The sequence below is a fragment of the Photorhabdus sp. CRCIA-P01 genome (genome assembly GCF_003545805.1).
Taxonomy (GTDB): domain Bacteria; phylum Pseudomonadota; class Gammaproteobacteria; order Enterobacterales; family Enterobacteriaceae; genus Photorhabdus; species Photorhabdus antumapuensis.
In genome coordinates, this window is record NZ_NMQR01000018.1 from 25,198 (window position 1) to 37,758 (window position 12,561).

Annotated in this window: 8 protein-coding genes; 2 read left to right on the top strand and 6 right to left on the bottom strand. The window is 40.2% G+C overall.

Annotated features, from left to right (window positions below):
• Nucleotides 1-118: 118 nt before the first annotated feature.
• Both D3222_RS12455 and D3222_RS12460 read left to right on the top strand, forming a co-directional pair.
• The gene (locus D3222_RS12455; RefSeq protein WP_118986458.1) at nucleotides 119-3,007 is read left to right on the top strand and encodes a Tc toxin subunit A; all 2,889 of its coding nucleotides are present in this window, start codon (nucleotides 119-121) and stop codon (nucleotides 3,005-3,007) included.
• A 48-nt stretch (nucleotides 3,008-3,055) separates the two neighbouring features.
• Nucleotides 3,056-7,474, top strand: a complete 4,419-nt coding sequence (locus D3222_RS12460; protein WP_118986459.1) for a neuraminidase-like domain-containing protein — start codon at nucleotides 3,056-3,058, stop codon at nucleotides 7,472-7,474.
• Nucleotides 7,475-7,609: 135 nt separating this feature from the next.
• Here D3222_RS12460 and D3222_RS12465 read toward each other — a convergent pair whose 3' ends face one another.
• The 6 genes from D3222_RS12465 to D3222_RS12480 all read right to left on the bottom strand — a co-directional run bounded on the left by D3222_RS12465 (nucleotide 7,610) and on the right by D3222_RS12480 (nucleotide 12,548).
• Nucleotides 7,610-7,876: a helix-turn-helix domain-containing protein gene (locus D3222_RS12465; protein WP_118986460.1), complete on the bottom strand. Its 267-nt coding sequence runs from the start codon at nucleotides 7,874-7,876 to the stop codon at nucleotides 7,610-7,612.
• Nucleotides 7,857-7,970, bottom strand: coding sequence for a hypothetical protein (locus D3222_RS26720; protein ID WP_369973517.1), 114 nt, complete (start codon nucleotides 7,968-7,970; stop codon nucleotides 7,857-7,859). Before D3222_RS26720 ends, D3222_RS12465 begins: the two co-directional genes overlap by 20 nt.
• Nucleotides 7,933-8,088, bottom strand: a complete 156-nt coding sequence (locus tag D3222_RS25045; protein WP_157975321.1) for a hypothetical protein — start codon at nucleotides 8,086-8,088, stop codon at nucleotides 7,933-7,935. The genes D3222_RS26720 and D3222_RS25045 overlap by 38 nt, the downstream gene beginning before the upstream one ends.
• A gap of 142 nt (nucleotides 8,089-8,230) precedes the next feature.
• Nucleotides 8,231-9,286: a ferric ABC transporter ATP-binding protein gene (gene fbpC / locus D3222_RS12470; protein ID WP_118986461.1), complete on the bottom strand. Its 1,056-nt coding sequence runs from the start codon at nucleotides 9,284-9,286 to the stop codon at nucleotides 8,231-8,233.
• 15 nt (nucleotides 9,287-9,301) lie between these two features.
• Entirely contained in the window at nucleotides 9,302-11,380 is a 2,079-nt protein-coding gene (locus D3222_RS12475; RefSeq protein WP_118986462.1) for an ABC transporter permease, read from the bottom strand.
• 136 nt (nucleotides 11,381-11,516) lie between these two features.
• On the bottom strand, nucleotides 11,517-12,548 hold the full coding sequence (locus D3222_RS12480) for an ABC transporter substrate-binding protein (RefSeq protein ID WP_118986463.1): 1,032 nt from the start codon (nucleotides 12,546-12,548) through the stop codon (nucleotides 11,517-11,519).
• Nucleotides 12,549-12,561 lie beyond the last annotated feature (13 nt).

Below are 12,561 nucleotides of genomic sequence, written 5' to 3' on the forward strand. Positions count from 1 at the left end.
GTGAACGAATCCCCAGGAGCATAGACAACTATGTGACTGGGGTGAGTGAAAGCAGCCAACAAAGCAGCAGCTTGAAAGATGAAGGGTATATATATTTCAAATAAATAAAGGCGATTCTATGAATCATGATATCAGCCCATTGCTAGAGAAATTAGGTAATAAATATAACTTTACGGATAAGATAATTGAATTAGGATATAAATCTGTTTTTGATATTATAAGAACACCTCGTAATCTATTTTTAGCGAAGTATAATCCAGAACATCAGGCGGAAGATATTTATGATACAGCAAACAGCTATGCCATACAAATAGCGCGTAAATTTCGCCAGCAGCATTACACTCATTATACATATGCCAGGAGTTATTCTTCTCTTTCATTAAAAGAAAATCCTCAATATCAATCTTTATTTCAGGATAACTGGCAGCAATATTGCCAAAATGGCGCACCGGAAGCAAATAATTCACCGGTTGCTTATTTAGCAGAGATTTATAAATTAGCTATGGATATTGAAATCAATGCCGAAGCTGAAGCAATTAAAATTGATAAACGCCGACCTGATTTAGCTCACTTAATTCTGGATGATGTCAGTATTAATCAGGAAATTACAACACTGTCATTGGTTAATACCATGCTCAGTCAGCGTTTGGAAGATATGCTAAAACAGCAAGGAAAGACCAATTTATCCAGTTATGATCTTTTGGCTAATGTACGTTATCCATTTCAACTCCCTTATGATTATGCACAAAACCAAATTAACCTAACATTTGATAATAAAAAACTTTGTTGTTTGGCAATGATGCAACAAACAGATAAGAGTTATCCTTATTTTCTTAAATCCAATTTGAATACTGCTAATGGAGAATTTGTAACACCTTTAGTAAACCAGTTAGGTATTTCTCAGCAAAAAATAATTAGTGAACCATTGAATCCATCTAATAACCAATTCTATCAGGATAATTACGGTGTTAATAATGCAGCATTGCTCGAATTGTTATCAAATTTTACTACACAAACCTCTCTTTCAGTGTCGGAAATTGAGCAATTATTATGTATAAAAGGAATATCTACCAATAAAGGAGCGGCATTAGAGCAAAATAATGTGAGATTATCCAGCAATGTACCCAAATTGAATATACCTGCGGCGCCTTATAGTTATGGAGCAGTTTTTATTAATGGGCCAAATGCAAAAGAGAATGATTTTTTACATTTGTATCGTGAATTTGTCTCAAGCGGTCATTTGCCACAAGAGGTAAATAAATTATCAGGTGTGAGTCATGAACGCTTTGATAGATTAAATCGCATGATACGGTTGTGGAAATGGGTTAATTTGCCGGTAGATAAAATTGATTTATTGGTGACTGCAACTATGCGGGCAGAAGGGGATACAAATAAAAAATTACAAATGAATGATAATACTTTACGTATGTTAGGTATTTTCCATCATTGGAGCAAAAAATATCATATCTCACCTGATGATTTTGCCGCGTTGATATATCAAATTACCCCTTTTTCGACGGGTGCCGCTATTCCTTTCTTTGATCAGATATTCAATTCATCTTCGTTATTTGCTGCGCCCTTGGTGATTGATGATAGTGAGTTTTATTCGGAGACAAAACAGGATGATACTATTATTAGTAAGTTATGTGCTGGATTAAAGATTGAAGAGAGTACTTTTGCTCTATTAGCGCCATTAGTTGCCGAATCGATTGGCAAAAAGAGTTTAACGTGTTCACTTCCTGTTGTTTCTGCGTTTTATCGCATTGTGCAATTATCGAGAATTTTGGGGTTAACACCACAGGAAGGTGTGGTTCTTTTAACGCTGATAGGTGGAAATAAAGTATTAAAACAGGTCACTGGTACGCCTTATTTATTTCCATCAGGAAATAATAGGCAAACAGATATACTGGATATTATGATTGCAATGGAGCAAACCACAGAATGGTTGGCAAAAAATAAATTATCTGTTGGTACTCTCCAGTTATTTTTATTATCGGCTAACGAAGTTGTTATGACCGGAAATGCAGCGCAGGTGGCCTTTATTAATCAAGTCGGATTGCATCTTAATTCAGAAAACTTAACCCTAGAAAGTTTATCATCAAATATCTTACCAGCATTAGATAATAATGGTGATTTGATTGATTGGTTAACTCCACGCCAAGCTGTTTTAAATGCAGTATCGCATCAAAAATATGGTTTAGTTAAACCTGATGTTAATATCACTGATGAAATTAATAAAGCGATAAAAAGTATATTACTGGACGAGAAAGTCAAACTATCTATTGCTGAGCAATGGACTGCAATTATCACGCAAACTCAATCCGCACAAAATGCAATATCAGCCAGTATGTTGGCAAATGCATTTCAGTTATCACAACCATTTCCGTTATTTATTTTAAATTGGATTGGTTCAAATAGTTATGATTTTTTGTTGAAGTCATTTGAACTGTTTGATAACAATAATTTACAGCCAGAGGTGATCGGTCAGGATTATTTGATACTGATGTATGATTTATCACGATATATTGCAGTGATTAAGACTTTCCAACTGAGCACTGTGATGTTGAATCATTTTTCTGAACATCCTGAAAGGTTTGGCTGCCAAAATACACAACTTTCTTTATCAGTTATTTATTATTTTAGTCGCTACCGGGATTGGATGCAATTAGCTGCTTCTTTAGATAACGCGGAAGATAAAATATTGCGTTATTTGCAGCTAGCCAATACGGATAATCAAAGTCACGATAAAGCTAATATGGTGAAAATATTAACTGAACTATTGTCATGGCAGAGTGATGAAGTGCTATTAGCTCATTCATATATTCTTGGCAATAAAGATAATAGAGTAAAAACATTGGCCGAAATAGATATCATGATGAGACTTAAAGTTTGGTCTGAGGAGATGGCGATTTCCATGCGTTTATTGTTAGCGACGATAAATATTAATACTCATTCCTCTTATGATGTTTATAAACAAGTTGGTACAGCAATGGTAGCAACTTTGTAAATGTCATTGTCATGATGGAATAAAAAATTTCTAATAGAGGTTCAGGATATGAAAAATATTGTTTCTAAAAAATTAGCTGAGAATATTCGTGATGGATTGGTTAGTTATTACTTGGGGCATATTGCGAAAACAGCTAATGTACCCGATTTAAAAACGCCGGATGATTTGTATCAGTATTTACTTATTGATAATCAGGTATCCAGTCAGGTTAATACCAGTGTCGCTGCACAAGCGATTTCCAGTGTTCAGCAATATATTAATGGCATTATGCTTAACATGGAATCAGGGTATGATTATCAACATGAAGATAAAGTAGAGAAATGGAATGATGTTTTAAGCCAATATAATATTTGGGCTGGTTTTCAACAATTATGGAATTATCCAGAAAATTATATTAGTCCTATATTGCGTCAGAATAAAACAAGTGATTTTAAAGAGTTGGAGGATAATTTAAATAAAGGTAAATTGAGTGATGAGGTTGTGCAGGAAGTCATATTGAATTATTTAAATAAATTTGAAGAAATAAGTAATTTAGAGTTAATGAGCGGCTATATCAGTACGACTAAGGAATTAGCACCTGCTCAGGCTGAATATTATTTCATTGGTAAGATGAATATTACGCCAGGTCAATATTATTGGCGATCGCTGAATATGGCGAATCGAAATATGCAAGATATCATTAATCCTACCGCTTGGAAAGAATGGGAAAAAATTGGTATTCCTGCTACCGGGGAAATCATTAAGATCCGTCCAGTTGTTATTGATGGCCGTCTTCACATCGTTTGGTTGGCGCATGAGCTTGATAATAATAGTGAAGAGAAAAATCATTATAGTATTAATCTGATATATCGAAAATTTAATGGTGAATGGAGTCTTCCAAATAAATTACGTACTTTTACTGGTGATAAGAGTAAAGTTAATAATGATTTTGAACTAATTGCATTAATGGATTTGCGAGCTGAACCTGTATTAGTTATTTCTGCTATTTATAAAACAGAAAAATCAAATGATAATATATCAGAAGAAGATCATCATCCTTACTCTTGTAATTTACTATTTAGTAAAGTTCCTATGCCTAAGGTTGGTGACCAGTTATTAGATATTTATATTTATCAACAGATTAAATCTAATTCTACAAAAGATCTTGCACAGTATAATATGTTGTCAGCTTATTTTGGCGATGCCTACAAATTAGTTGATAAACCGGTTTATCAGGAGTCGGGAAGTCATCCTGGGCTTGCGACAGGGAAAATGACATTATTTGCTGAAATGGGTAATGGAAAACTACGCCTTAGAGGTAATAATAGTTTATCAATTGGGAAAGAGATTATTAAATCTGTAGAATGTAATGTTGACCTTAAAAGTAAATCGAGTGAAAAAGGGAAGGTTAATATTTCACTCTCCGGTGGTGCTAAAGAGAATAATGGGAAAATAACGGTTTCTGTCGCGGTGACTATTAATGATAATGGTTATGCGGCAGGTGACTATTTTTATATTATGTTTAATTCTAGTCAGAGTGGTTATCCTGAGCTAAATGTTAATTTTTCTGAATGGGGAGAAAAGCAAGGTAATGCCTATCATTTTACCAAAGAAATGGAAGTGCCACTGTCTGGATTACAAGAGGCTAAAGTATTCAGTTCAGAGCTTAATAAATCTGGCGGTAAACTTGTTGCGTCTGGAGATGGAGCGCCAAAAGTAGATATTGACCATTCAGGTTATAGAGAAGCTGATTTCTGTTTATGGAATACTAAGAATGGTAGCGATAATCTGTTATATTCAAAAGGTCAATTACTCAATGGAAGTAGTATTATTCCTCCGGTAGAACTTGATCTCAATGAAATAAATGGTAATGATTCGAGTGTATTTTTAAAGTTAGGTTATAAGAAAGCAGGGGAAGATGCGGATTTAGGTTATAACTATTATGAAGTTAAACTCAGTAAAACTCCCTATCCTAATTTTCTGTTAGCCTATGATAAAAAAACGCAAGCACAGTATCTGGATATTACTGAATTGCAATTTAAGTATCGATCTATCAGATTAAATACCTTATTTGGCAAGGAGCTTATTGCGCGGGCTAACCATTCTATTACTGATGTACTGAATTGGGAGGCGCAACATATTAAAGAGCCGCCTATTCCAGGTAGTGATGAAAATAATGACTCAGCGCTTAACGGGGCAAATAGTATTTATTTTTGGGAGCTCTTCTTCCATGTTCCTTATTTAGTCGCATATCAACTCAATGCCTCACAACAATATCAGGATGCCCAAAACTGGTTGCATTATATTTTCAATCCAGGGGGTAAAAATAAGAATAATGGTAGTCCAAACTATTGGAATTGCAGCCTGTTAGAGGTTTCTCGAGATAGCTCGGTACAACTAAAAGGATTACAAGATCCAGATGCAATAGCTTATGCGGAACCGGTACATTATAAGAAAGCCATATTCCAAATGTATGTGCAAAACTTAATTGATTTTGGTGATAGCTTTTATCGCTTTCTGACCAATGATGGATTGAATAATGCTAAATTACGCTATCTTCAAGCACAGCAATTACTGGGTCCCAGACCCGATTTTGATTTGGTCAGTCATTGGCTACCTGTTGAATTGGCAGATATCACCTCTTCAAAGAATAATAAATTACGCGAATTTGAGAGTAATATTATTCCTGATATGTTCATTGATCTTCCCGCCACTAAAGTCGGTGCTCATGCGGCGGTGGATAATGCTATTTTCCGAGTGCCTTTGAACAATGATTTATTGCGGTATTGGGATATTTTATCCAGCAGATTTTATAATTTGCGCCATAACTTAACTTTAGATGGTAAACCGTTGTCGTTACCATTATATGCAACACCGGTTGATCCAAAAAACTTGCTCGCTTTACTGGCAAACGGAGGATCATTATTGTCAGCAGGTAGCACGGGTATTTTGAATATACCGCCTTATCGTTTCCGGGCGCTATTACCCAGTGTTTATCATGCGGTAGATACATTAAGTCATTTTGGTGATTTACTCTTAAGTGCGCAAGAACGTAAAGATCGCGCGGAACAGGAAGAGTTGAATCAATTACATTTAAAAGATTTAGCGATTTTCACTATTGCATTGCAGAAAGATGCTGTCGCAATTGCTGAAAAAGGAAAAGAGGCATTATTAAAAAGTCAGCAGACATTACAACAGCGGATTGATCATTATAAGGCGCTTTATGATGAAAACATTTCTACGGATGAAACCAATGCGCTGAATTTACAAGGTACGGCAAAAATTATTTCTTCTGTTGAGGAAGGAATGTTAACCGCCGCTGGCGCCGCTTCGCTGATACCTAGTATTGCGGGAACATCATTTGGTGGACAGCGATGGCATATGCCGCTTGTTTGTTCCGCGGGTATTACACGTACTGCATCATTAATTATGCAAATGGCGAGTGATACGTTGAGTGTTAAAGCAGGTTATAACCGGCGACGTGAAGAGTGGGAGATTCAATATAAACAGGCGGAAAGTGAACTGGAAATGTTGAAAAAACAGCTTGAACAACAAGAGGCACAAATCTCCGCCGCAAATACGACGCTACAGCAATCTCAGGCACAACTGCAAAAAGAGCAAGATATGTATCAATTTTTTACTGTGACCAGAGTAACGAAATCTTCTCTTTATCAATGGTTGAATGATCAGATGATGTCATTATATCGTCAGGCTTACGATGCAGTGCTTTCGTTATGTTTAAATGCACAAGCATGCTGGCAATATGAAATGGGGGATTTTGCCACACAATTCATTGTGCAAAATGGTTGGGACGATAACCATAATGGTTTATTGGTAGGTGAAAAGATTAAATTGAATCTACTGAAAATGGAATCAGCTTATTTGAATCGTAATGAACGTCGCTTAGAGTTGACTAAAACGATCTCGTTAAAAAATTTATTATCTGGTACTAAAAAATGGGCAGAGATTCAATCTGAACTTAAAACCGGTGAAGGAATGACATTTATACTGAATGAAAAATTATTTGATCAAGATTATGCCGGGCATTATTTACGTCAAATCACTTCTGTATCGGTCACGCTGCCGACATTAATGGGTCCTTATCAGGATATTAAAGCGACTTTAACTCAGACGAAAAGTTATACGTTGAAAACGCCGGATATTAATGGCGTGAAATATTTACTGTCAAATAAGGAGGGCGATAATAAGCAAATTGTCACGAATTTGAGAGCGAGTCAACAAATCGCACTTTCATCAGGTATTAATGATAGCGGTACATTTAATCTTAATTTCGGTGATGATCGTTATTTACCTTTTGAAGGAACCGGGGCGGTTTCTGATTGGAAACTCACCTTCCCATCAGCGGCAACAGACAGTATACAACGAGATATTCTGGATAATTTAACCGATATTATTTTGCATGTACGTTATACCGCGAAAGATGGCGGTGAGGGATTTTCCAATCAGGTAAAAGAACTACTTAAATAATATGTTTATTTGTCGCTGTTTTTGTATTTAATATTTAATCAGGAATCTGGTAAATTTATTCCCATTATTTGCCAGGTTCTTGCTGTTTTAATTGGGGATGAAGCCATGATGGACAATATATTAAAAAGGGAATCACTACCTATGCCGGATATACACACCTGCATGAGCCATCATCGCAATCAGTTTATCCACACTGAAAAGCTGTATTTTCCCCCTGGCAAGCTCTGAAACACGGGGCTGGGTAACCCCTAGCATTCTGGCGGCTTCAGCTTGGGTAAATTCCCGTTTTGCAATCCATTCATTGAGCATATTCATTAGCTGCGCTCGGATCTTCATGTTTTCGGCTTGTTCCGGTGTATCACTGATCGCGTCCCATACGTTTTCAAAAGTCTGCATTCTCATGATTTCCGTTCCTGTATAAGTGCTTTAAGCGTTTTCTGGCGAGCACTGCATCCTGCTTACTGGTTGTCTGTTTTTTCTTTTGGAAGCAGTGCAGTACTTAAATTGCGAATTTGAATTCTAGCTTCAAGTTTTTTGGTTAAATCACCGTTAGAAATACCAGTTTCTTCCAGCTCTTTGGCAAAGTTAAGCATTTCGTTCAATTTAGTGTTCATCTTTCTCCTCTACCAAAAGTCCTAGTTAGAGCATTTTTTTATCATCATACTTCAAAAGTTCTACGGCAATGTCTTTTTTTCATTATACAGGCCACCACTTGGCGGCCTCTTGATCGGAAAGTCAGGATTTTTTGCAATCAAATTAACTGCTGCTTTGTTCTGCCAAAATAAACATCCCAAACGGATGAATTTCCAGATAGTAATTATCGCCGACATTGGGTTGCAATTGGGTGGCGTTAATCTGTAATAACAGCGTTTGCCCTTGCCAATCTACGGTGACTTCATATTGTGGCCCCATGTAAGCCACATGGCTGATGGTGCAGCGTTGGCTGATATTTCCATCCCGGTTCAGGGTAATGGCTTCCGGTCTGACGCCTACCGTTACCGATTGTCGGTTGGTGGTAAAGTTTGCTGGTCGTGGCAGGCGATATTGGAAAATCTCGACATAATCAGCACCTAAAGTCGCCGGGAAGATATTGGCATCTCCCATAAAACTTGCCATAAACTCAGATGCCGGCTGGCGATAGAGTGTTTGTGGCGTGCCAATTTGCATGATTTTACCTTTATTCATCACCAGTACCGCATCGGAAACGGCAAATGCTTCACTTTGATCATGAGTAACATATAGCGAGGTGATATTAAATTGTTGCTGTAATTCGCGGATTTTCTCGCGCATACTGCGGCGCAGATTGGCATCAAGGTTACTCAGCGGTTCATCGAAAAGTAAGACTTTTGGTTTGAGAATCAATGCGCGAGCGAGAGCGACACGCTGTTGTTGACCACCGGAGATTTGGTCTACATAACGATCTTCAAAGCCACCCAAATCCACCAGCTCCAGTGCTTCTTTAACCCGATCGCGTATCTCCGCTTTAGGCCGCCCTAGCATTTTCAGCCCGTAGCCAATATTTTCCCCTAGCGACATATGCGGGAACAGGGCGTAGGACTGAAATACCATGCAGATATCCCGTTGCTGGATAGAGCGATCCGTAACGTCTTCACCGTCAATGAAAATCTTACCTTCACTCGGTTTTTCCAGCCCGGCAACCAGACGCAATACGGTGGTTTTACCACAGCCGGATGGCCCTAACAGTGTGACCATATGTCCCTGTGGAATAGACAGCTCCAGATTATCGATCACGGTGTTGCTACCGAACCGTTTGGTTACATTTTTCAGTTCGACAAAATTTTGTTGTGTCATATCGTCACTCCGTGATTACTGTGCATTTTTGGCTTTGGAACGAGAGATCCGTGCTTCGCCAATCAGGTAGTCAAATAAGAAAATAATGGCCAGCATAACTACAATCAGGATCGAGCCATAAGCGATAGCAACCCCGTATTCACCATCTTCCACTCGATTCAGAATATAAGAGGTTGCTACGCGGGTGTCTGGCGTCACCAGGAAGACAATGGCGCTGACGGTGGTAATCGCACGAACGAAGCTGTAGATCAGTGCGGATAAAATCGCCGGGCGCAGTAAGGGTAGCAGAACATGGAAGATGGTTTTCATCGACCCGGCGCGCAGGCTGAGTGAAGCTTCATCCAGTGATTTATCAATTTGCCCAAGGCCGGCAATACCGGCACGGATACCTACCGGCACATTGCGCATGGTCATGGAGATAATGACGATGGCCGCGGTTCCGGTGAGATAAAAAGGTGAATCGTTGAAGGCCAGAATGTAGGAAACCCCGGCGACGGTACCCGGTACAGCAAAGCACAGCATGGTAGTGAATTCGATAGTTTTTTTACCGCGAAATTCCTGGCGTACAACAATGTAGGCAATTAGCAAACCAAGTATAGCGGTAATGGGGGCAGCGATACCGGCGTAGAGCAGGGTATCCAGTAATGATGGCCATGCGCCATCGTGCATACCTTGACCGAACAGTTTGATGAAGTTATCCAAGGTCAGTGTGTAATCCACTCCCCAGTTGACGGTGAAACTGCCGTAGAAGATGCTGCCGTATAACAGAATGTTGAACACAACCCAGATAAATAGGATGGCACAGACGCCCCAAACCAGCGAAGTTGGCAACGGTTGTACGTCACCACGGTAGGATTTGCCGGAAACCGTGACGTAGGAGCGTTTACCAATCCACATATACTGAACGCAGAATATCAGCAGAGAGAAAACCAGCAGCGAAGCGCCTAGCGTACTGGCTGCCTGATAATCAAGCTGGGAACCGGTGATATAAAAATAAATCTGGGTCGCCAGTACGTCAAAGCTACCGCCTAGTACCAGTGGGTTACTGAAATCCGCCAGCGACTGGACAATGACAATCAGGAAAGCGTTCGCCAGTGCCGGTTTCAACAGCGGAATAAAAACATGGAAGAAAGTTTGATAGCGATTAGCGCGTAGAGTGTAAGCGGCTTCTTCCAATGAGGGGTGGATGGTTTTGATGGCGCCATCAAGGATCATAAATGCCATTGGTGTGAAAGCCAAAACTTGAGCCAGCCAGATCCCGGTAAAACCATATAGCCAGTTGGTATTGGTTAAACCAAACCAGGTTGCCATAAATTCAGTGATATAACCGGAACGACCCATCATTAGGGTGACGCCTAAACCGACCACAAACGGCGGGGTGACGATGGGTAAGATAGAGAAGACCCGGCCAATAATGGCGGAACGTCGAGCGATTCTGGCGGTATAAATTGCCAGTACCAACCCGAAGAAAGTGCAACCTACACCAACCGCCAGAGAGAGTAGAATGGAGTTGATGATAACCTGAATAATATGTGCCTGCCCCAGGATCGATATAAAAGCCAATGGGGCAAACTGACCGGCATCATCCGTGAACATCGGAATAAAGATGGCAATACTCGGATAAAGGATAAATATACCGATTAGGGCAATAACCGCGACCAATGAGCCGATAACAAAACTATCACCACCTAGCCACTCAAGGCGAGACAGGGCCAGAGTAATAATCGCGCCTAGCGAGATAAACAGGAGAATCGTAGAGTAGCCCAGTCCACGACCGATAATGGCTGCACTGATAACCACAAACAGAGCGCATAATAAGGCATAACCAGCGTCAAAATAGTGGCGGTGAGGTTGATTGCGGTTTGCTGGTGTGAGTGGACGTAGTAGTAGCGCTGAGGGTAACAGGAACCACAGTAAGCTGATGTTTAATCCGTTCCAGCCATAGGCGGTGAGAAGTTCATCTTGAGTAGAGTCGAAAAGGCCGTAGTCCAGGCTCCATGATGGCAGAAGCGCGAAGGCCAGCCACATCAGGGCAATCCACCAGAACACGGCATCCTGCTTCTGTCTGATAGGCAAGGTAAAAACGTGAGACATAATTTCCCTCTGTTTTATTATTATTGTGAGATGGCAGCAGTAGGAAGCTATCCTCTAGGGCATTATTGGTGCGGGAAAAATAAGGCAGCCTGATGGATAGTTTCCAAGGGCGGAGGTGATCCGCCCTTGACTGACTTTATTTAGCCATTTTCACTTCTGTTACCCATTTGGTAATTAACTCTTTGCGTACATCATTGGCGCCATATTTATCCATGTCGTAATTGATCAGTTTCAGATCGGATAATTTAAGTGCCAAAGGCGAAGCTTTCGCCTTGGTATTGGTCAGGATCTGGTAAGCTTTCCCTTTCTTCCAACTTAGTTCCTGTGCTTCTTTGGATAACACCCAGTCAACAAACAGTTTGGCGTTGTCCATATTGCGGGCATTTTTGATGATACTTACGCCGCCGATTTCATAACCGGTACTTTCACATGGCGCGATGAGTTTTAGTGGGGCGCCATTTTCTACTTCCAATGAGTAATCATGCAGGAAACCGATACCAATCGCGGATTCGCCACGGGCGGCATTTCGTGCCGGTGCAATGCCGGATTTAGTGTACTGAGAAATATTGACGTTCAGTTTTTTCAGGTAATCAAATGCCTGATCCTTGCCCCATAGCTGAACAAAAGTTGCTAACGCGGTGTAAGCGGTGCCTGAACTTTGAGGATCGGCAATCTGAATTTCGCCTTTATATATTGGTTTGGTGAGATCTTTCCAGCAGGTTGGAATTGGCAGATTTTTCTCTTTTAGACGTTCAGTGTTGACGCCATAGCCGAGAATGCCGACGTAAACGGCGGAGCTGTAGTTGCCTTTACGTTTGGCCGGGTCGCGGAACCGCGGCATGATTTGCGCCAGATTAGGGGATTTATAAGGTTCTAGCAGATCCATCTCTCCCGCCTGAGATTGTGGGTCCAGGGTGCCGCCGTACCAGACATCAGCTTGTGGGTTGCGTTTTTCGGCTTCAATTTTTGCCAGAGTACTGCCTGAACCGTTACGGACAAAAGTAGTTTTTACATTATATTTTTCACCGAATGCTCTGGTTTCAGCTTCACACAAGGCGTTAGTCGCGCTGCAATAAACGATCAAACGTCCGGCGGCCTGAGCACTGTGGGTAAATGCAGCAACGGCCAGACCGGCTGCGATAAGTGTAGAGAGAGGTTTCAGTTTCATTATTTTATCCTTA